This window comes from Pseudoalteromonas sp. BSi20495 (assembly GCF_000241185.1).
Classification (GTDB): domain Bacteria; phylum Pseudomonadota; class Gammaproteobacteria; order Enterobacterales; family Alteromonadaceae; genus Pseudoalteromonas; species Pseudoalteromonas fuliginea.
This window is the reverse complement of sequence record NZ_BADY01000173.1, coordinates 1-20,109: the sequence shown is the minus strand read 5'-3', so window position 1 is coordinate 20,109 and position 20,109 is coordinate 1. Positions and strand designations below refer to the sequence as shown.

The following is a 20,109-nucleotide window of genomic DNA, read 5'->3' as shown; positions in this document are numbered from 1 at the left end:
CCTTAAAACAAATAAATATAACCGTTTAAGCCTTTTATCTGACAGGAAAACTATGCGCTCTATATATTGCGGACAGCTAAATAAAACTCACGTAGATCAAGAAGTGGAACTATGTGGCTGGATCAACAAACGACGTGACCTTGGTGGACTTATCTTTGTCGATTTACGCGATAGAGAAGGTTTAGTACAAGTTGTATTCGACTCTGACATTGAAGAGTTAATGAGTTCAGCTAACACACTTCGCCAAGAATTTTGTGTTCAGCTAAAAGGTACTGTACGTGCACGCCCTGATAGCCAAGTAAATAAAGACATGGCAACAGGTGAAATTGAAGTTTTAGGTACTGAGCTTACAATTATTAACCGCTCTGAGCCATTACCGCTTGATTTTAACCAAGTAAACTCAGAAGAGCGTCGTTTAAAATACCGCTACCTAGACCTACGTCGTCTAGAAATGAGTGACCGTATTAAATTACGTGCTAAAGCAAGCAGCTTTGTTCGTCGCTTTTTAGATGAAAACGGCTTTTTAGACATCGAAACACCTGTACTTACTAAAGCAACGCCAGAAGGCGCACGCGATTACTTAGTGCCAAGCCGCGTTCATAAAGGTAGTTTTTACGCATTACCGCAGTCGCCACAGTTATTTAAGCAATTGTTGATGATGTCGGGTTTTGACCGTTACTACCAAATTGTTAAATGTTTCCGTGATGAAGATTTACGTGCCGATCGCCAACCAGAATTTACCCAAATAGATATAGAGACCTCGTTCATGAGCTCTGATCAAGTCCGTGGTATGACTGAAAAAATGATCCGTGAAATGTGGCAAACATTACTAAACGTTGATTTAGGCGATTTTCCAATCATGCCTTACAGCGAGGCAATGAGCCTTTACGGTTCTGATAAGCCAGATTTACGTAACCCAATGAAATTAGTTGATGTTGCAGATTTAGTTAAAGACGTAGAGTTTAATGTTTTCTCAGGTCCGGCTAATGACGAAAAAGGTCGTGTTGCTGTATTAACTGTACCGGGTGGCGCTAAGCTTTCTCGTAAACAACTTGACGATTACACTAAGTTTATTGGTATTTACGGCGCTAAAGGCATGGCGTGGATGAAAGTAAATGACCACACTGCAGGCGCTGAAGGTGTTCAGTCACCAGTGGCTAAGTTTTTAAGCGAAGACGTAATTACTAAATTACTTGCGCGTACTAATGCACAGTCTGGCGATATCATTTTATTTGGTGCCGATAAGCGCAACACAGTAAATGAAGCAATGGGCGCACTGCGCGTTAAGATTGGTGTTGATTTAGAAATCACTAACCTTAATAGCTGGGCACCACTTTGGGTTGTAGACTTCCCAATGTTTGAAGAAGATGACGAGGGCACATTACATGCTGTGCATCATCCATTCACTGCACCAAAAGATATTACTGCAAGTGAGCTTGAAGCAAATCCAGCAGCTGCTATTTCAGATGCCTACGATATGGTATTAAACGGCTACGAAGTGGGTGGCGGTTCGGTACGTATTCATAATGCAGATATGCAAGAAACTGCATTTAGAATTTTAGGTATTAACGAGCAAGAGCAACAAGACAAGTTTGGTTTTTTACTTGATGCACTTAAATACGGTACACCACCACATGCAGGTTTAGCATTTGGTCTTGACCGTTTAGCAATGCTTTTATGTGGTACCGATAACATTCGTGACGTTATTGCTTTCCCTAAAACAACACAAGCGTCGTGTTTATTAACCAACGCGCCAAGCAAACCTAACCTTGATTCGTTAGCTGAGCTTGCAATTAGTGTTGTTGAAAAAGCGATACCTAGCGAAGAGTAATTTTTGTTTAGCTTATTGAGCTAAATTTAAAAACCCTTAAGTTATATGCTTAAGGGTTTTTTTGTGGTTAAATTTGCAGCAGAGTGTATTTTAACCGAACAGACGAAAAAGGAATTATTATGTCGATCAATGCAACCTTATTTGGTGAGTTCTTAGTTTTTTTTATTGTACTGAGTATTCCTATTTTTGCTGTAATTAGTTACAAAATAGGTAAGCGTAAAAGTACTATGCCGGGCGTTTTAGCTTTTGTGGGTGGCTGTTTAGCGTTATTTCCACTATTTGCTTTGATTTTTATTGCAGTGCTTGCGCTTAAAAAAGATTTACCTAAAAATAACGTCTACGCCCATTAAAAACTAGGTTAATAGTGTCAATTTCAAATAATAATCACTACTTCGACGAGCAATTTAATGCTTTGCAGCACGAAGAGCAACTAACTGAAAATTCTGAGTTTGAAGAGTGCACATTTACCGATTGCGATTTTTCAGGCGGGCAGTTTAAAAATTGCCGATTTATACAGTGCAACTTTAAAAACTGTAATTTATCGTCACTTAAATGGAACTACAGCTCGCTTGAAGATGTAGCTTTTAGCCACTGTAAATTAAATAGTCTGCAATGGACTGACGTGGATTGGCCAGCGCTTAGTATTAACGCACCGGTGAGTTTTAATTATTGCGAGCTTAGTAATAGTTCTTTTTTTGAATTAACCCTCAAAGCCCTCAAATTAACACACTGCTTTGCCAAAAATGTTGATTTTAGACATGCAGATTTAAGCGGTAGTGAATTTACAGGAACAGATTTTCGCGATAGTGAGTTTTTTCAAACTAACTTAACAAAATGTGATTTTGTAGGTGCTACAGCATTTAATATAGATTTGAATAATAATATTTTAGTGAATGCTAAGTTTGATCGCTTCGAAGCACTAAACTTGCTTACCAGCCTTAATATAGAACTATGTGATTAATTTAGTTTAATATGATTACATATCTAGAAGCAACAGCTTAGCTGGGCTTCTAGATACCGCGTGACTGCGTAATTAACGGCTAGGGCCATTTTTATTACGTGCACTGGCAAGCTGTCTTGCGATTTCTAATAACGCTGGTGAAATATCTTCAGCGCCATCTTTAATTAGTTTTGTAACGTCACCTGATGAAAACAAACCGTCACGTGGTGATTTAATATCTAACTCACGAACAAAATCCTTCGTTTTACCTGTGCTGCCTGTTTCAATAAACTTAAAAATAATACGTTCATTGTTGTTTTTAGCAGGGGTTTTTAGTGTTTCGATTTCGTCATGTATTGCCGTTAGTTTGTCTTCTAAAATTTCTATACGTTCTTGAATGCTATTGTATGATTTCATTTATTGGGTCTTTTACTAAATATATTTAAACAATGGCGGCTATTATCGCATAGTTTGACAATAGAGAATGCAAACCTATAAAGTAAAAGTTATTTTTAATTAAAAACAATAATTTATATAAGTTTGAACATGCAAAAAACACTTAAAAAGCTTTTTATGTTAAGCGCACTAGCTCTAAGTACATCAGTTATAAGCACATCAGTAATAGGCGCGACAAGCTATGCAAACGATGGCGTTATAACCGATGAAAGCCGCAATCGCACTATTCCTATCAATATCACACTACCAAGTAACAATGCTAAGTGCACTGAACAAGTAAAATGCCCTGTAGCGTTTATTAACGCAGGTTACGGGATTAGCCATAACGGGTATACGTTTGCCAGTAATGCGTTTAATCAGCGTGGATATTTAACAATAGCCGTTGCACATGAGCTAAAAAGTGACCCTGATCTTAATCGTGAGCAACCTTACTTAACAACTCGCATGGAAAACTGGCATCGTGGCGTAGTAACGCTTAAGTTTTTAGTTAATGAGATATCGAGTAAATACCCAGCGTATGATTTTACAAAGCTCACCTTATTTGGGCATTCTAATGGCGGTGATATTTCCGCATTATATGGCTCTATTTATCCAAACGAAGTTAGCACTATTATTACGCTCGATCATCGCCGCATGTTGATCCCGCGCAATAAAAACATTCGCGTACTTACACTTCGCGGTAGTGATTACCCAGCTGATGCGAATGTGTTGTTAAACGATTCAGAGCTGGATAAGTTTCCTGTTACACAAACACTAATAGAAAAATCGCGCCATAACGATATGTACGATGGTGGACCAAAATGGCTGGTGGATAGAATGAGTAAAGAAGTAGTGGCGTTTTTAGATAATTAGGCAAGATATAATCAAGCCAACTTTAAGCTGGCTTGATATATAAAGGTTTAAGCTGACGCAGAATTTTGAGTGGTATTAAACAAAGCATGTATATTATTGCAGGTTACCCTTGCGGTGTAGCAAACTGTTTTATTGGTCGTTCTTTTATTTCCATATCTTCTGTAGGCATTGTTAACAGTGAATAGTTTGTTCTAATTGTGATGATATCGGCAAACTTACCATTAATGTACAAGTTTACAAATGGAGTAAGTGTTCCCACCATATACCTTTTCCCTGGCTCTAATGCAAACCTCTCTTCTATGCCCTTTAGCTCTATAAACTTGACTTCTAGCGGCTCGAATTCTAATGATGATAATTGCTTGTAGGCGCGTCTGCGTCCCTGTATGGGTTGCTCTGAAATACCTGTATCTAAATTATTCTCTTTTAAATCGTAGTATCTACTTTCTTCAAATACATACATCGAATTTAAATCGATTCCTTGTTCATTAAAAGCGAGAGAGCTTAGCTTAACTTGATACGGGGTTGTGTTAGCTAGTCTAATATTCGTTGTACACTTAGTATCTAGATGACAAAAAGTGAAAGAGGAGGTAGCGATAGGGCTTTCTTTAACTTCTTCAGACTTAACAAGAGATGAGTAACTTATTAAACAAACTATGGAAATAATAATTTTTTTCATTGGGCTGCTCGTACTGCATTTTCAAATGCGTATGAAGAGGATAGAATTTCTTTCCTATATTGGGCGTTTTGATTTATTCGTGCGTTTCGAGCGATTATATTAAGCTCTTTCATAGCTGTTCTAGCGTTATATGCTGTATCTTCAGAAGTCCATACCGCGTGACTAAACTCGTGAACGATAGTATCAACTTTTCTGTCAGTTCCTACTTCGAAAAAGCTCTTACCAAACCCTATAATCCCATATCTGTCATAATAAGTAGCATCGCCAAACCCTGCGCATTTATAAAGCTTATGAGGAGTTAAAAGCATGGAGCCGATAAGGTTTATTAGTTTACGAGCTTGGCGAATAAGAAATGTTCGTGTTGCTTCAAATTTAGCCGAATTAACAAAACCGTATTGTTTCATAATTGATTCGAATTTTTCTTTTTTCTTTTCATCTAAGTTAGCAGGGTTGTGCAATATATTAATAAAAGTTGTTAATGCTTTTGGGGTAATTAGCATAGCTAATTCAATTTGTTTCAGCTCAGATAGAGTTAACTCGATACCTGTTTTGTTTGTTACTTCGTAAATTGAAAAGTTATTGCGCTCATAGTAAGTATTTTTATTCATACTATTTATACCTATCCTTGGTTATATAACTTTACTAACAAATTACTAGAGTCGTACCTATTATTCAACCTCTATATTTTATCTCAGATTGTGAGATTACTTTATTGTTCATCTAAAATAGCCCAGTGTGACCTGCGCTATTTTAATTTTACGGCAGTTATTCTACCAGTTCACTTACAATAACTGGGTTGTTATGTAGTGTTTTATGCACAGGGCATTTGTCGGCTATTTCGAGTAAACGCTGGCGTTGTGGCTCTGTTAAGTCGCCACGTAAAGTGATTTTACGGGTAATGGCTTCAAGGTTACCGGTTTGCTCACAATCGTCGCAATCTTTGTTGTAATCGCGAGTGTGATCAAGCTCTACTTTTACATGCTCCAGTGGTAAGTTTTTACGTGTAGCATACATACGCAATGTCATTGCCGTACAAGCACCAAGCCCCGCTAATAAGTGATGATACGGATCGGGACCTAAGTTTTTACCGCCTACTTTTATTGGCTCATCTGCAAGCCAAGTATGATCTTTTGTACTTACGTGCTGAGTAAATACATGGTCTTTTTCTTCAACAAGTACATTGCCACCCGTTAAACTTGCCGTGTATTTAGTTTTGTCGTACTTAACATAACGGTTTGCCCACGTTGCAATTATTTGTGCAGCGTAGTCAGCATCGTTTTTATTTGTTAAAAGGTGATCGGCGTTATCTAGACTAATAAAGCTTTTAGGGTGTTTAGCTGATGCATAAATTTTTTCAGCTTCACTAATATTTACCGTCGCATCAATAGGGGAGTGCATTACTAATAATGCGCGCTTAAGTTTACTTATGTGGCTTTTATCGTACTTGGCTATATCGTCAATAAATTGCTTTTTAATGGTAAATTCACGACCAGCTAAGTTAACTTTAGCTTCACCTGCTGCGTTAATTTCACCAAGGTGTGCTTCAAAGTTATGCGCTACGTGCTGCGCATCTGACGGTGCGCCAATGGTTGTAATAGCCGATACTTCAGGAATATGCTCAGCAGCAGCAAGAACGGCTGCCCCGCCTAAACTGTGGCCAATGAGTAGTTGCGGCGCCGCAAAATGCTCACGTAAATGATTTGCCGCTGATACTAAATCTTGAATGTTTGATGAAAAGTTACTGTTAGCAAAGTCGCCATCACTATTACCTAAACCAGTAAAGTCAAAACGCAGTACGGCAATCCCTTGTTGTGTGAGTGCACGGCTAATCCGTGTAGCTGCTGCAATGTCTTTACCGCATGTGAAGCAGTGTGCAAATAGCGCGTAAAACTTAATATCGCCAGATGGGCGTTCAAGTTGGCCGGCAAGTTCTAAATCGCCGCTTTTAAAAGATACTTTTTGTCGCATGAGAAGCCTTATTTACACAAATAAAATATATTCTAATAATAGACCAGAGATAGTTACTAAACCTTGCAAATTCAACGTTTTTTATTAGTTGATCTTGTTCAAGCAAAGTGTCAGAGACCATGCTTTGCGGACATATGTCCTTATGTTTTTGAGGTCATTTGTCTATCCTCGCATAGCGCTATAATGAAGGCTTTGCTACTTTATATAAGTAATTTAGCACTATTAAAAGCAACTCACTTCACACAACCTATTCACTGGAACGTACAATGCAATTACCTACTGTTGATTATAAAGCTCCCGATGCGGCTGCACAATTTGTTGAATCGTTAAGAAATACTGGATTTGGCGTTTTAAAAAACCACCCAATCCCGCAGTCTTTAGTTGAGTCTATTTACAAAAATTGGCAAGACTTTTTTAACTCAGAGCAAAAGCACGACTTTTTATTCTCTAAAGACACTCAAGACGGTTATTTTCCGCCTTCAGTATCTGAAGTAGCGAAAGGCTTTACAATAAAAGACATTAAAGAGTACTTTCATGTGTACCCTAAAGGTCGCGTTCCTGCCCAGCTTGAAGCTGATGTACGTCAATACTACCGTTTAGCAAGTGAATTTGCTGGCACGTTGTTGAGCTGGGTTCAGGCTGAAGCACCAGCTGATGTGCGTGCTAAGTTTTCAATTGATTTAAAAGACATGATTGCCGATTCTGAGCAAACATTGTTACGTATCCTACATTACCCACCAATGACGGGTGATGAAGAGCCAGGTGCTATTCGCGCAGCAGCCCATGGCGATATTAATTTATTGACTGTATTACCAGCTTCGAATGAGCCTGGTTTACAAGTTCAAAAAACAGATGGCGGTTGGTTAGACGTGCCATGTGATTTTGGCAGCTTAATTATTAATATCGGCGACATGCTACAAGAAGCGTCGGGCGGGTATTTTCCATCGACAATTCACCGTGTAATTAACCCAACGGGTAAAGCATCTACTAAATCGCGTATTTCACTACCGTTATTTTTACACCCGCATCCAGATGTTGTGCTTTCAGAGCGCTACACGGCAGATAGCTACTTGCAAGAACGTTTGCGTGAGTTAGGTGTTAAGTAACTCTAATACTTAGAGTAATTAAGTATAAATATAAAACGGCCTATGGCCGTTTTTTGCATTTTTGAGCAACTTGATCACAGGTTTAATTTTAATAAACTATGCTCAATTGCCTGCAACGTAAATAATGGCATGCATTCTTAGCTACTACAGGTATAATGCGCGCAACTGGCTAATGTAGCCTTATTTAAAAGAGAGTTTATATGAGTTTTGAAGGTTTAGGTTTATCACAGTCTTTGGTTAATGCGGTTTTAGAAAAGGGCTATGAAACGCCAACGCCGATTCAGGCTCAAGCAATTCCTGCAATTATTGAACGCCGTGATGTTATGGCAGCAGCACAAACAGGTACAGGTAAAACAGCAGGTTTTACATTACCCCTTATTGAGCGCTTGTCGTCGGGCCCTAAAGCTAAAAGTAATCACGTACGTGCGCTTATTTTAACGCCTACACGTGAGCTTGCTTTGCAAGTAAGCGAAAACGTTGAAGAGTACGCTAAGCATTCGGATGTGAGCTCATTTGTAGTTTACGGTGGCGTTAAAATTAACCCACAAATGCAGCGTCTTCGTAAAGGTGTTGATATTTTAGTAGCAACGCCGGGTCGTTTAATCGACTTACATAATCAAAATGCAGTTAAATTTGATAGCGTTGAAGTGCTTGTACTCGATGAAGCTGACCGCATGTTAGACATGGGCTTTATTCACGACATTAAACGCTTAATTGCTAAAATGCCTGCTAAACGTCAAAATTTGATGTTTTCGGCTACATTTTCTGACGAAATTCGTGCATTAGCAAAAGGGTTAATTAATGACCCAGTTGAAATTTCAGTTGCAGCAAAAAATACCACAGCGAAAAGTGTTACTCAGTGCGTTTACGCGGTAGATAAAACACGTAAAACAGCATTGCTAAGCCACTTGATTCGCACTAACGATTGGCAACAAGTCTTAGTGTTTAGCCGTACAAAGCACGGTGCTAACCGCTTAGTTAAACAACTTGAGCGCGATGACATTGTAGGCGCGGCTATCCATGGTAATAAATCACAAGGCGCACGTGTTAAAGCACTTGATGGTTTTAAAAGTGGTGAAGTACGCGTATTAGTAGCAACAGACATTGTTGCACGCGGCTTAGACATTGTTGAATTACCGCATGTTGTTAACTACGACTTACCAAACGTATATGAAGATTATGTTCATCGTATTGGCCGTACAGGCCGTGCTGGTGCGTCGGGTCATGCGATTTCGTTTGTAACAACAGAAGATGCTGTTGATTTATACGGTATTGAACGCTTTATTGGTGAGCTTATTCCACGTGCTGAAGAAGATGGTTTTGAGCCTATTAACCCAGTAGCAGAGCGCGCATTAGATGCTCGCCCACTGCCGGCTAAAAAGCCTAAGAAAAAGCAGCCTTTTAATAAGCCTAAATCTGATAGCAGCAAGCCTAACAGTAAAAAGCCGAACAATGGCGGTAATGGTACCGGCCCACGCCGTGGTGGTTCTAAAAAGCCAGCAGCTAAAACAGATGATAATGCGCAAAACCCATGGGCAAAGCGTGAATCTGTTGGCGGTAATGGCCAACGCCGTCGTCGCACAAATAATGATTAATTGCAATTGCGTTTAGTAAAACGCAATTGCAAAAAACGCGCTTACTTTTACAGGTAGCGCGTTTTTAGCGATTAAATTAGCTTAATAAAGTATAAGGTGGTAACACCAATAAAGAGTGTGACGATGACGCTTAATAAAGTACCTAGCATGACGTATTCGCTTTGCCCTTTACCTTCATTATGTTTTAAGTCCCCGAATCTAAAAATAGACTTTGCAGCTATCAGAAAGCCAATGCCAGAGTATTCTCCAATGAGGATAAAACTAAGAATTAGCACTCTTTCAAGTAGTCCTAAGTAATGACCAGACTTTGCAATACTTTTTCTTGAGGCTTTAAAGTTTCCTGTTATTTTATCTAGGATGAGACCAATTAATAAAGAACTTGGTTTTAAAACTAATAGGTATGAGCAGATAAAAATTAATGTATCGATAGCAACGAGTTCTTGCCACATTAAGACATAAAACTCATTTTTATCTGCAAGCCACACGACAAGTACTAATATTACAATAAGGTGTGTTATCTGGTCGACTAAAAAAGGTACCACGCCTTTATTTGAATATGACTTGGCTAGATCAATAAAATAATGGGTCAACATAATAGTGAGGGTTGCCAAAAACACTCTTGCAAATTCTTGCCAGCCGTAAGTATATTCCCACATTGTAAGCACCGTTAATGATGTCAGGCCGTGTATTACTGCGTGGACGTAGAGTTTTTTCGCACGAAAATGGTGTTTGTTTCTGTCGTGTACCCAGCTCATTGGTTGCCAATAAAAGTCAGCAAGCAAATGGCCTAGTATTAAAGCGGTGAGTAATAAAGTAAAACTGCTCATAGCAATCCTTTGAGTGTTGTTTGGCTGTAGTTTACAAAGCGATCAATGAGACGATAATGGGCTAGGTTTAGTAACTTAGTGACATTCTCTCTGCTAGTGATGAGCTCTATGGCAAGCTCTGCATGGTTCTTATTTTCTGCGGTTAGATAATAAAACAGTGCATTAGCTTGCTTTTGGCTCATTTTTTGAAGCAATATGTCGATCAAAGCGATATTAAGTGTAAAGCCTTCCTCGATGGCTTTGTTTTCAAGGTTTAGGACTAAGCGTTGCTGGCCCATGGCATCTAAACCACGGCCAGATAATGTATAAGCACTGCCTGTGGCTGTTTTTATATCAGCGCGAGGATTGTCGAGTGAGCCTATAGCAAGGCTTTGCCGCAGTTCGTAATTTGCTGCTTTCAATTGTAAATACAATAAGATTGCGGCTTGACACACTTGCTCAGGCTCTTGTAGCTGTAGTTGTAACGCATCACCACGGTAAATGCTAAAGCTTGCATTAAAACGTTTGGCGATAAAGCGCAAGCTTTGATCAAGCTGATAAAGCATTGCATCGTATTCTTGTTGTGGAATATTTTGTGATTTAATTAAGTCTCCAGTGATGACCGCAATTCTCACAACTTAAATCCTTTATATTTTTGAACTATTAAACTTTGTATTCTTTTTTATGCTAAATTATAGCAAAACGAATATAAAGTAAATTATGGCAGCATTAGATAAGCCAAAAGTAGGTATTTTTGTCGATGTACAAAATATTTATTACACGTGCCGCGAAAGCTACGGAAAAAATTTTGATTACAATGCGTTTTGGCGGGTAATGCGGGCGCAATACAATATTGAGTGTGCTTTTGCGTATGCAATTTATCGAGGAGATGAAAAGCAAAATCAGTTTCAAAATATTTTGCGTGCGATTGGTTTTGAGGTAAAGCTAAAGCCATTTATTCAACGCCGTGATGGAAGTGCTAAAGGCGATTGGGATGTAGGCATAACAATAGACATGTTAGAGCAGGGTAAAAATCTTGATAAAGTTATTTTGCTCTCTGGCGATGGTGACTTTGCTTTGTTACTTGGGCATTTAAAAAATCAATATAATGTACCGTGCGATGTATACGGTGCTGACCGGTTAACTGCAGAGGTATTAAAACAAAGCGCTGAGCAATTTCATTTAATTGATAATACCTTGCTACTTTAACAGTAAAAAATAGTTAAAAAAGTGCAAGCTAAGTGCCTGCAACATGAGAGATTTTAATACAAAGCCGTAATAGATGAATTAAGCCTTATATAGGCTTTTTTATTACTGTAATCAATTGGGTTTGCTAAATGATTATGGTAATTTTAAAGCATAACGAGTTACCAAGGACTTACATGCTTCATTACAGCAACATGCCACTAGATAGAGGCTCAAATTTTCGTAAAGACCCATCGTGGCTTAAAGCGCAAATGTCGGCGCAAAGTAAATGGGTTTTAGTTAAAAATAATCAAACCCTATTTATTAAAGATACCCCTAAAGTAAGCTATTTAACGTATCAGCAAGTGGCACATTTAGATTTAACGAGTGCTATTTTTGTTGGTTTAAACAATGCTAAACATGGTGTGTTTGCATTGGATGTTTCTGATCTGGATGAAAGCGTACTTTCGCCTTTAATAGAGGGCGCTCAGTTTTTTGATATTCGCCAATATGGGCCTCAAGTAACCATTAAATATGCCTCAATAGCCGCCCTTGCGAGAGGGTTATGTTATTGGCACGCCACGCACCGTTTTTGTGGGCGCTGCGGTAGTAAAAACCGTTCAGTGGAAGCAGGGCATTCTCGTATATGTGAAAACGAAAACTGTAAGCATCCTACATTCCCGCGTACCGATCCTGCGGTAATTATGGTCGTTACTAAAGTCTTTGCTGACGGAGTAGAACGCTGTTTATTAGGTCGCCAAGCTGCGTGGCCCACTGGTATGTATTCGTCGCTTGCTGGATTTGTAGACCCAGGGGAGACACTGGAACAAGCTGTTGCGCGTGAAGTTAAAGAAGAGGCAGGCATAGAGGTTGATAACGTACGTTATGTTGCATCTCAGCCATGGCCGTTCCCATCGTCAATTATGCTTGGCTTTTTTGCACAGGCGACATCTGAGCAAATTAACGTAGATAAAGAAGAGCTAGACGATGCAAAATGGTTTAGCCGTGAAGACTTAGCGCAATTTGGTAATTGGCACGAAGAAGGGGAGCATTTAAAGCTGCCTAGAACCGATTCTATCTCTCGTTATTTAATTGAGCATTGGCGCACAAACCCTTAAGGATTAACAATGTCGAGTAAAAGTAATAAAAACACTCAGCTGGTATCATCAGGGCGAAAAAAAGCCTATACACATGGCGTAGTAAATCCCGTTGTACAGCGTGCATCTACCATTGTATTTGATACTGTAGCCGATTTAAAAGAAGCAGCTAAAACCCGTGGCGATAAAACGTTATTTTATGGGCGCCGAGGAACAACAACACACTTTGCACTACAAGAAGCGATTACAGAACTTGAAGGCGGCGAAGGCTGTGCACTATACCCTTGTGGCGCAGCGGCGATTAGCCAAGTATTTTTATCGTTTTTAAAAACCGGTGATCATATTTTAATGGTTGATAACGTGTACGAACCAACTCGCGATTTTTGCGATAAAATTTTAGTGGGACTGGGCATTACAACAACCTACTACCCGCCAACTATTGGCGCAGGTATTAAAGACTATATTCAGCCAAATACCAAAGTATTGTTTTTAGAATCTCCAGGTTCTATTACGATGGAAGTGCAAGATGTGCCCGCTATGGTCAAAGTAGCCAATGAGCACAACGTAATGACCATGCTTGATAATACTTACGGTAACGGTCTGCATTATCGCCCGTTAGAGCACGGTGTTGATATTAGTATTCAAGCTGCAACAAAGTATATTGTTGGCCATTCAGACGTGATGATGGGGGTGGCTGTTGCTAATAAAAAGTATTGGCCAACCTTGCGCGAAAACTCATACTTATTAGGGCAATGTACCAGTGCCGATGATGCGTATTTAGCACTTAGAGGGCTGCGTACAATGGGTGTGCGTTTAAATCAACATGAAAAAGCAGCAATAGAAGTAGCTAAATGGCTTGAGCAACATGAGCTTGTTGATCATATTCGACACCCTGCATTTGAAAGCTGCCCAGGGCATGAGTTCTTTAAACGTGACTTTGATGGCAGTAATGGGTTGTTTTCATTTGTTATGAAAACCGGCAATCAAAAAGCGATTGATGCATTTTTAGATAGCCTTGAGCATATTAAAATGGGTTTTTCGTGGGGCGGTTTTGAAAGCTTAGTAACGGCTAATTTAACCATGAAAGGGCTGCGCTCAAATACAGGCTGGGATTTAGGGCCGGTTATTCGCCTGCACATAGGCCTTGAAGATGTTGAAGATTTAATTAGCGATTTAAGCCAAGCACTTGAGGTTTATAAGCAGTATTTATAATTTATATCGCAATTTATGTTGTTACATTTAAATGTATTGTTACAAAGCTCACCACAGGTGAGCTTTTTTTTGCTGGTAATTCAAGGTGTTTACACTTAGTGTGGATAAATACACAGAAAATAAAAAGTCATTAAGGATAGTCAATGGCAACACCATTACCGATAAACGTAGGGCGATTAACGCAAATAGCGGGATTTGAGCTTGTACGTATGTTTTTAACTAAACGTGGACTTATTGCATTAGCTGCCTTTGCATTGGTGTGGCTAATAATACTGCGCTACCCAATAGGGCAGGCAGTAGGCATTGTAAGTGCGCCCGATTTTGAGCAAATAGCCCGTGATATATCAGGTTCTATTGGTTTAAGTAAATTATTGGATTGGCCTGAGGCCGAATTTGCTATGTACTGGTTAATAGCCCTGTATAGCTTTCCTGTTTTTGGTTTATTTATTTGTAGCGACCAAACGGTAGGCGACAGAGAGCGCGGCACACTAAGGTTTTTATCACTGCGCTCCACTCGCTTTGAAATACTGTTTGGCCGTTTTTTAGGGCAGCTAGGAGTATTAGCCTGCTTAGTGGGTATAACGCTTGTGGCTACGCTCGCGGTACTAGGGTTTAGAGATCCTAGTTTACTGGCTGGTGGTTTTGCTCGTGCGCTTTCTATCTTTTTAATATTAGTGATTACTCTGTGCCCATTTGTAGCACTTATGACGTTAATTAATACCTTTGCTCGCTCATCGCGTTTATCTATTGTATTGGCAATTTTATATTTTGCAGCAGGCGGTATTGTTGTGGGAATACTACAATGGCAAATACCCGCATTAGGCTTGCTTGATTATTTATTTCCGGGTGTGCAAATAGAGCTATTAGCGGGGCAAAATTTACCATTATTGAGCGCTGTGGCTATTCCCCTTGTGCAAACTGCAGTGCTACTAAGCGTTGCTCAACGTATTTTTGCAAGGAGCTCACTATGAGACCATTAATTACAGCTAGCGGTTTGAGTAAATCGTATGGTGCAAAACTTGCGCTTAATAATGTGGACTTTGAAATTAACAAAGGCGCGCCAGTGGCGCTTGTTGGGCCAAATGGTGCGGGTAAAACTACCTTATTTAGTTTGTTGTGCGGCTATATAGCACCAAGTAAAGGCAGCCTTGAAATATTAGGGCATAAACCTGGTAGTGCTGCTTTATTTAATAAAGTAAGTGCATTACCGCAAGACGCACAACTTGACCCCCGCTTTAACATAGACAAGCAACTCGCCTTTTATGCAAAGCTACAAGGTATGGGGGCAAAGCAAAGCCAAACTGAGGCGCTACGTGTACTTGATTTGGTTGGCTTAAAAGAAATTGCAAAGCAGCGTGCAGGGGACTTATCGCACGGTATGCGCAAGCGCGTTACGATAGCGCAAGCACTTATTGGCGCGCCACAAATTGTAATGCTTGATGAAGCAACCGCAGGGCTTGATCCGATTCATGCCAGAGAAGTACGTGAGCTTGTATCTGAATTAAGTGAGCAGGCTACATTTATTTTAAGCTCTCACGATTTAACAGAGCTTGAGCGACTATGCTCACAGGTACTTCATTTAGATAAAGGCGTACTAAGCGAACATCAAACAAAAACTAATAATACAGATAAACACTTTTATACATTAATGCTAAGCGAGGCTTATCAAAATGTTGAGCAACAGCTTCAAGCAATTGCAGGTGTGAGTCGTGTGTATATGAGCCAACATAAAGAATATGTAGTTGAGTATCAGCCAACGAGCGATCCACTTGATATTGCACTACTGAATTTTTGTCATCAACAACACTGGCAGTACAGGCAGTTAGTTAATGGTCATACATTAGAGAATCAAATATTTAAACAGGAGAAAGTATAATGGGTTTACTTAGCGGACTTATGGGTAATGCAAGTGAAGTTGACGATTCTGATTTAGAAAAAATCCTCGCCAATACATTAATTGACGGCGAGCAAGTAGAAAAAGCATATAAAGTAGTACGTGATATGTTTATTTTTACTAATAAGCGCTTAATTTTAATTGATAAGCAAGGTATGACCGGCTCTAAAATGGAAATGGTGAGCATTGCTTACTCTAAAATAACGAAGTTTAGTAAAGAAAGTGCAGGCCATTTTGACTTAGATGCCGAGCTAAAAATATGGGTTGGCTCTGATCCTACACCAATTAGTAAAGAATTTAAGTCTGGCGATAACATTAATGATGTTTATCGAATTATTAGTCAACATGCACTTTAGGTACAAATTGCATTGTATTTATTGGCTTTTTCATTGATGCATATTTTAAGTAGTTGTTGACTAAATGTAGCAACTACTCTAAGTTAACATTTAGTAACAATAATTTATAATTTATCTAATAAATACAGGTGGTTAGTTGAGCTGCCGTTCAGTTTTGATTCAGTTTTTAGGCGCTAGGATGTGCCCCGACTTTAGCAACACAGCTAGAGCGTAAAAAGTAATATACATAGGGAAATTAAAAATGAAAAAGTTAGCCGTTATTATTTCGAGCATTTTATTATCAAGCGCTGCAACCACTGCAATGGCCGCAGATACTTACCAATCAATCAGCCATGTAGGATACATGGACACTGATGGTAATGACACGGTGAGCGTTGACTCAACTTATTATTTTTCTCCAAAAGCGACTTTAGGTCCTTACGATCAATTTGAGTACATCAATAAGCAAACAAATGTTTATGGTGCATACAGTGATAATGACTTTGGAGATGTTACTCGCGTTGGCGGTGAGTATTTTGTAGAAGATTTTGTATTAGGTGCACAGTACAATAATATCGATAGTGATTTTGGCTCAAGCACGGATGTAATTGAACTTTCTGCTGGTTACTTCTTTAATCCAAACCTTGTACTAAAAGCAACGTTTGTAGATTTCGAAGATGCTGACAATCATTTTATTTTTGACTTAGCATATAACCACGAATTAAACAGCACTGATTACATCGGCTTTACAGTAACATCAGATGATGAGTTTGATTACCGTGCAGTAGCAGCAAAGTATTTTGTTGATTTACAACAAGGTAACTACTTAACTGTTGAAGGTAAATTTGAAGATGTTGATGGCGGTTCAAGTAACTGGGAATTAGCATCTAACTACTATTTCAGCAAAGCAACATCGGTTTTTGTTACAGTTAATAAAAATGATGATTACACTCTTGGTGCTCAACACTTTTTCAACAACAATGTTGGTTTAGAAGTAGGTTATGGCAATAACTGGGATGATTCTGATTATGATGCTTACTTTGCAAATGTAAGCTTACAGTTCTAATTCAGCTGTAAATTAGTAATATAATACTAAAAGCCCGCTCAATTGAGCGGGCTTTTGCGTTTAGCACTATTTATCAGCCGCAGTTACGGCCTTCATTTTGCTTCGCGTGTACTTCTTTTGAGTTTTTCAAGTTTGCGTATATTCATACCAATTCCAATAAATAGCTGATCTATTTTACTTGCTAAAAACAACCCATTTATTTGTTGTAAATTTCGCAAAGGGAACAACCATTTACATCAATTTACGCCTAGAACTGAATTATTTTTTCGGCGTAAAATTTAGATCACATACTTAATGGAATTGGTATCGCACTGCACGGTTCAGTTCTTTTTCTGTTTTTTGTTATAAATGCATTTGCATCTTAAGCAGTTACGGCTTTTTAATTTGTGTTGAATCTCTCGTATCTATGATATTCCTTAATTTATTATTTAACCTGAACTCTGGTTAAGAGATTTAGTAACGTATTGAATCATGGTGATATTTAAATTTATTTTCTCTAGCCAGAGGTTTTCAGTGAAAACAAGGCGAATTTACGCGTCAACAGCGGGCCTATTGCAAGTAAATTCAACACAGTTAGCGCTGAAAATAGCTGCTTGAGATAGATTTATTATCCATAACCCAGCTTATTTAGATCAAAGATAATAGTAGTGAATTTTTAAATAATAGAATGAATGCGTTGAGGCAATAGAGTCACTGCGCAAGGATTGTATTTAAACTAAGATGGGTCATAATTGAGCTACTATTTAATTCAATGTGTAAGGAATGTGCGCATGTCAGTATTTATTATTTTACTGGTTGTGGTGGTGGTTATTTTTGCAGTTAAAGATATACGCCTTAATCTGATCAGTAGACCCACGTTTAAAATGTTCAAAAAGGTACTTCCGCCGCTATCGCAAACAGAGCGAGAGGCGATGGAAGCAGGTGATGTTTGGTGGGATGGTGAGTTATTTAGTGGTAACCCAGACTGGCAAAAACTGCACCGCTTTCCTAAACCAGAGCTTAGCGATAAAGAAAACGCATTTATGGCTAACCAAGTAGAAACCTTATTGGCGATGCTTGATGATTATCAAATTGTACAAAAAGACAAAGACTTACCAAAAGAAGTGTGGGATTACCTAAAAACAGAAGGTTTTTTTGCACTGATCATTCCTGAAAAATTTGGGGGGCGTGAGTTCTCCGCAATTGCTAATTCAACGATAGTGTCAAAAATTTCGACTAAAAGTCTAACTGCCGCCGTCACTGTTATGGTGCCTAATAGCTTAGGTCCAGGCGAATTGCTTCTTCATTATGGTACTAAAGAGCAGCAAGATCGTTGGCTGCCAAGTTTAGCTAATGGCACAGATGTGCCTTGTTTTGCATTAACGGGCCCAGAGGCGGGTTCTGATGCTGGCAGCATTCCTGATTCAGGCGTGGTGTGTATGGGGGAGCACAATGGCGAGCAAGTAATAGGCCTGCGCTTAAATTGGTCAAAGCGCTACATTACACTTGCACCAGTGGCTACTGTACTAGGCTTAGCGTTTAAAATGTATGATCCAGATGCTTTATTAGGTGATAAAAAAGAGCTAGGCATTACATGCGCACTAATACCAACCGATCATCCGGGTGTTAAAACGGGTGAGCGACATTATCCGCTTAATATGGCCTTCATGAATGGTACCACTTACGGTAAAGATGTATTTATACCACTGGACTGGATTATTGGTGGTCAAGAGTGTGCAGGGCGCGGCTGGAGAATGCTTGTTGAGTGTTTAAGTGCAGGGCGTGGTATATCACTACCAGCATTGAGTGCAGCAACTGGGCATTTAGCTTCGAAAATGACATCGGCATACGCTATGGTACGCCAGCAGTTTGGTGTATCTATAGGGCAATTTGAAGGTGTGCAAGAGGCACTTGCGCGTATTGGTGGTTTAACTTACACACTTGAGTCGTGCAGGCTAATGACCGCAGGTGCGATTGATTTAAAATTAAGCCCGTCGGTTGTAACAGCGATTGCTAAATACCATATGACTGAAATGGGTCGTACGGTAATGAACGATGCAATGGATATTCACTCAGGTAAAGGAATTCAAGTAGGGCCTAATAACTATCTGGCGCATGGTTATATGGGGATTCCGGTATCAATTACGGTAGAAGGCGCGAATATTTTAACGCGTAATTTAATGATATTTGGTCAAGGTGCAACACGTTGCCATCCATTTGTTTTAAAAGAAATGGAAGCCGCTGCAATGGAAGATGACGACGCAGCTCTTGAGCAGTTTGATGGTTTATTAATGAGCCATATAATATTTGCAGCAAGTAATGCAGGCATGGCATTTGTACATGGTTTAACGCGCAGTTGCTTTGCTAAAGCGCCTGTAGGTGGTGAAACGGCTGTTTATTATAAGCAATTGAGCAGAATGAGCCGAGGCTTAGCCATTTGTACAGACGTTGCAATGTTAATACTTGGCGGTGAGCTTAAACGCAAAGAAATGATATCGGCACGTTTGGGTGATGTATTAAGTCATTTGTACTTAGCATCAACTGTTTTAAAACGTTATGAAGACGAAGGGCGCCAACAAGCTGATTTACCATTTGTAAAATATGCAATTGAGAACTCATTATTTGAAATTGGCCAAGCGTTTAATGGCTTCTTTAAAAACTTTTCAAATCCGGTTGTTAATTTTACCCTTAAACGTATCGTGTTCCCGCTTGGAAATCATTACCACAGACCAAGTGATGAAATAGCGCAAAGTATTTGCGAGCGTATGGCTCAACCTGGAGTATTTAGAAACCGCTTAACGCATTTATGTTATGTAGATGAAAATGCAGGTACAGGGGTAATGGAAAGTGCATTTTTAGCTATGCATGATATGCAAGCGCAGTTTAAAGACCTAAAACAATGGCAGCGTAAGGGCAGTGTACCTGCAACGCTTGATATTGAAGGCGCTATAAATTATGCACTTGAAAATAAGTTGTTAGAGCAAACGGATGCTGATGCTATGCATCATGCTAATAAGTTACGAATGAAAGCCATTGCAGTTGATAACTTTCAACCAGGTGAGCTGTAGCGCAGTACTTTAAATACTAGGGCGTGTTGACCCTTCGTGGTTG

The 20,109-nt window shown here is 39.3% G+C and carries 20 protein-coding genes; 14 read left to right on the top strand and 6 right to left on the bottom strand.

Features of this window, described 5'->3' with window-relative positions; genetic code table 11:
• The first annotated feature begins 52 nt into the window (after window positions 1–52).
• The 3 genes from aspS (at window position 53) to P20495_RS01555 (ending at window position 2,792) form a co-directional block, all read left to right on the top strand.
• The gene (gene aspS, locus P20495_RS01545; protein ID WP_008139096.1) at window positions 53–1,831 is read left to right on the top strand and encodes an aspartate--tRNA ligase; all 1,779 of its coding nucleotides are present in this window, start codon (window positions 53–55) and stop codon (window positions 1,829–1,831) included.
• 119 nt (window positions 1,832–1,950) lie between these two features.
• Entirely contained in the window at window positions 1,951–2,181 is a 231-nt protein-coding gene (locus P20495_RS01550) for a hypothetical protein (RefSeq protein ID WP_008139093.1), read from the top strand.
• Window positions 2,182–2,195: 14 nt separating this feature from the next.
• Window positions 2,196–2,792 carry a pentapeptide repeat-containing protein gene (locus tag P20495_RS01555; RefSeq protein ID WP_008139091.1) on the top strand — a complete coding sequence of 199 codons (597 nt, stop codon included), beginning with the start codon at window positions 2,196–2,198 and terminating at the stop codon, window positions 2,790–2,792.
• Between the two features lie 72 nt (window positions 2,793–2,864).
• On the opposite strand, the gene P20495_RS01560 is transcribed toward P20495_RS01555, so the two are convergent.
• Entirely contained in the window at window positions 2,865–3,188 is a 324-nt protein-coding gene (locus tag P20495_RS01560) for a hypothetical protein (RefSeq protein ID WP_008139089.1), read from the bottom strand.
• A gap of 129 nt (window positions 3,189–3,317) precedes the next feature.
• On the opposite strand from P20495_RS01560, the gene P20495_RS01565 reads away from it, so the two are divergent.
• Window positions 3,318–4,079 carry an alpha/beta hydrolase gene (locus tag P20495_RS01565; RefSeq protein WP_008139088.1) on the top strand — a complete coding sequence of 254 codons (762 nt, stop codon included), beginning with the start codon at window positions 3,318–3,320 and terminating at the stop codon, window positions 4,077–4,079.
• Between the two features lie 103 nt (window positions 4,080–4,182).
• Here P20495_RS01565 and P20495_RS01570 read toward each other — a convergent pair whose 3' ends face one another.
• The 3 genes from P20495_RS01570 to P20495_RS01580 form a co-directional block, all read right to left on the bottom strand.
• On the bottom strand, window positions 4,183–4,755 hold the full coding sequence (locus P20495_RS01570; RefSeq protein ID WP_008139086.1) for a hypothetical protein: 573 nt from the start codon (window positions 4,753–4,755) through the stop codon (window positions 4,183–4,185).
• Window positions 4,752–5,363 carry a hypothetical protein gene (locus P20495_RS01575; protein ID WP_008139084.1) on the bottom strand — a complete coding sequence of 204 codons (612 nt, stop codon included), beginning with the start codon at window positions 5,361–5,363 and terminating at the stop codon, window positions 4,752–4,754. Before P20495_RS01575 ends, P20495_RS01570 begins: the two co-directional genes overlap by 4 nt.
• A 157-nt stretch (window positions 5,364–5,520) precedes the next feature.
• On the bottom strand, window positions 5,521–6,723 hold the full coding sequence (locus tag P20495_RS01580; protein ID WP_008139083.1) for a bifunctional alpha/beta hydrolase/OsmC family protein: 1,203 nt from the start codon (window positions 6,721–6,723) through the stop codon (window positions 5,521–5,523).
• Window positions 6,724–6,989: 266 nt separating this feature from the next.
• On the opposite strand from P20495_RS01580, the gene P20495_RS01585 reads away from it, so the two are divergent.
• The gene (locus P20495_RS01585; protein ID WP_008139082.1) at window positions 6,990–7,829 is read left to right on the top strand and encodes an isopenicillin N synthase family oxygenase; all 840 of its coding nucleotides are present in this window, start codon (window positions 6,990–6,992) and stop codon (window positions 7,827–7,829) included.
• Between the two features lie 200 nt (window positions 7,830–8,029).
• Window positions 8,030–9,424: a DEAD/DEAH box helicase gene (locus P20495_RS01590; RefSeq protein WP_008139081.1), complete on the top strand. Its 1,395-nt coding sequence runs from the start codon at window positions 8,030–8,032 to the stop codon at window positions 9,422–9,424.
• Between the two features lie 71 nt (window positions 9,425–9,495).
• Here P20495_RS01590 and P20495_RS01595 read toward each other — a convergent pair whose 3' ends face one another.
• Both P20495_RS01595 and P20495_RS01600 read right to left on the bottom strand, forming a co-directional pair.
• The gene (locus tag P20495_RS01595; protein WP_007377986.1) at window positions 9,496–10,251 is read right to left on the bottom strand and encodes a DUF3307 domain-containing protein; all 756 of its coding nucleotides are present in this window, start codon (window positions 10,249–10,251) and stop codon (window positions 9,496–9,498) included.
• Window positions 10,248–10,865 carry a hypothetical protein gene (locus P20495_RS01600; protein WP_008139078.1) on the bottom strand — a complete coding sequence of 206 codons (618 nt, stop codon included), beginning with the start codon at window positions 10,863–10,865 and terminating at the stop codon, window positions 10,248–10,250. Before P20495_RS01600 ends, P20495_RS01595 begins: the two co-directional genes overlap by 4 nt.
• A gap of 85 nt (window positions 10,866–10,950) precedes the next feature.
• On the opposite strand from P20495_RS01600, the gene P20495_RS01605 reads away from it, so the two are divergent.
• From P20495_RS01605 to P20495_RS01640, 8 genes are all read left to right on the top strand, one after another.
• Window positions 10,951–11,439 (top strand): NYN domain-containing protein, encoded by a 489-nt coding sequence (locus P20495_RS01605; RefSeq protein WP_007377984.1) that lies wholly within the window; start codon window positions 10,951–10,953, stop codon window positions 11,437–11,439.
• A 173-nt stretch (window positions 11,440–11,612) separates the two neighbouring features.
• A complete protein-coding gene (gene nudC, locus P20495_RS01610) occupies window positions 11,613–12,533 on the top strand; it encodes an NAD(+) diphosphatase (RefSeq protein WP_008139076.1) in 921 nt (306 codons plus the stop codon).
• Window positions 12,534–12,542: 9 nt separating this feature from the next.
• Window positions 12,543–13,724, top strand: coding sequence for a cystathionine beta-lyase (locus P20495_RS01615; RefSeq protein ID WP_008139073.1), 1,182 nt, complete (start codon window positions 12,543–12,545; stop codon window positions 13,722–13,724).
• Between the two features lie 143 nt (window positions 13,725–13,867).
• A complete protein-coding gene (locus P20495_RS01620) occupies window positions 13,868–14,695 on the top strand; it encodes an ABC transporter permease (protein WP_008139071.1) in 828 nt (275 codons plus the stop codon).
• Window positions 14,692–15,600: an ABC transporter ATP-binding protein gene (locus tag P20495_RS01625; protein ID WP_007377980.1), complete on the top strand. Its 909-nt coding sequence runs from the start codon at window positions 14,692–14,694 to the stop codon at window positions 15,598–15,600. The genes P20495_RS01620 and P20495_RS01625 overlap by 4 nt, the downstream gene beginning before the upstream one ends.
• A complete protein-coding gene (locus P20495_RS01630) occupies window positions 15,600–15,974 on the top strand; it encodes a PH domain-containing protein (protein WP_007377979.1) in 375 nt (124 codons plus the stop codon). Before P20495_RS01625 ends, P20495_RS01630 begins: the two co-directional genes overlap by 1 nt.
• A gap of 241 nt (window positions 15,975–16,215) precedes the next feature.
• Window positions 16,216–17,019: a putative porin gene (locus P20495_RS01635; RefSeq protein WP_008139069.1), complete on the top strand. Its 804-nt coding sequence runs from the start codon at window positions 16,216–16,218 to the stop codon at window positions 17,017–17,019.
• A gap of 770 nt (window positions 17,020–17,789) precedes the next feature.
• Window positions 17,790–20,066 carry an acyl-CoA dehydrogenase gene (locus P20495_RS01640; RefSeq protein WP_008139061.1) on the top strand — a complete coding sequence of 759 codons (2,277 nt, stop codon included), beginning with the start codon at window positions 17,790–17,792 and terminating at the stop codon, window positions 20,064–20,066.
• Window positions 20,067–20,109 lie beyond the last annotated feature (43 nt).

Coding starts and splice junctions, on each gene's coding strand:
- P20495_RS01615 (WP_008139073.1), top strand. CDS start 12,543: ATGTCGAGTAAAAGTAATAAAAACACTCAGCTGGTATCATCAGGGCGA.
- P20495_RS01560 (WP_008139089.1), bottom strand. CDS start 3,188: ATGAAATCATACAATAGCATTCAAGAACGTATAGAAATTTTAGAAGAC.
- nudC (WP_008139076.1), top strand. CDS start 11,613: ATGCTTCATTACAGCAACATGCCACTAGATAGAGGCTCAAATTTTCGT.
- P20495_RS01630 (WP_007377979.1), top strand. CDS start 15,600: ATGGGTTTACTTAGCGGACTTATGGGTAATGCAAGTGAAGTTGACGAT.
- P20495_RS01625 (WP_007377980.1), top strand. CDS start 14,692: ATGAGACCATTAATTACAGCTAGCGGTTTGAGTAAATCGTATGGTGCA.
- P20495_RS01550 (WP_008139093.1), top strand. CDS start 1,951: ATGTCGATCAATGCAACCTTATTTGGTGAGTTCTTAGTTTTTTTTATT.
- P20495_RS01570 (WP_008139086.1), bottom strand. CDS start 4,755: ATGAAAAAAATTATTATTTCCATAGTTTGTTTAATAAGTTACTCATCT.
- P20495_RS01595 (WP_007377986.1), bottom strand. CDS start 10,251: ATGAGCAGTTTTACTTTATTACTCACCGCTTTAATACTAGGCCATTTG.
- P20495_RS01575 (WP_008139084.1), bottom strand. CDS start 5,363: ATGAATAAAAATACTTACTATGAGCGCAATAACTTTTCAATTTACGAA.
- P20495_RS01605 (WP_007377984.1), top strand. CDS start 10,951: ATGGCAGCATTAGATAAGCCAAAAGTAGGTATTTTTGTCGATGTACAA.
- P20495_RS01580 (WP_008139083.1), bottom strand. CDS start 6,723: ATGCGACAAAAAGTATCTTTTAAAAGCGGCGATTTAGAACTTGCCGGC.
- P20495_RS01620 (WP_008139071.1), top strand. CDS start 13,868: ATGGCAACACCATTACCGATAAACGTAGGGCGATTAACGCAAATAGCG.
- P20495_RS01585 (WP_008139082.1), top strand. CDS start 6,990: ATGCAATTACCTACTGTTGATTATAAAGCTCCCGATGCGGCTGCACAA.
- P20495_RS01635 (WP_008139069.1), top strand. CDS start 16,216: ATGAAAAAGTTAGCCGTTATTATTTCGAGCATTTTATTATCAAGCGCT.
- P20495_RS01640 (WP_008139061.1), top strand. CDS start 17,790: ATGTCAGTATTTATTATTTTACTGGTTGTGGTGGTGGTTATTTTTGCA.
- P20495_RS01565 (WP_008139088.1), top strand. CDS start 3,318: ATGCAAAAAACACTTAAAAAGCTTTTTATGTTAAGCGCACTAGCTCTA.
- P20495_RS01590 (WP_008139081.1), top strand. CDS start 8,030: ATGAGTTTTGAAGGTTTAGGTTTATCACAGTCTTTGGTTAATGCGGTT.
- aspS (WP_008139096.1), top strand. CDS start 53: ATGCGCTCTATATATTGCGGACAGCTAAATAAAACTCACGTAGATCAA.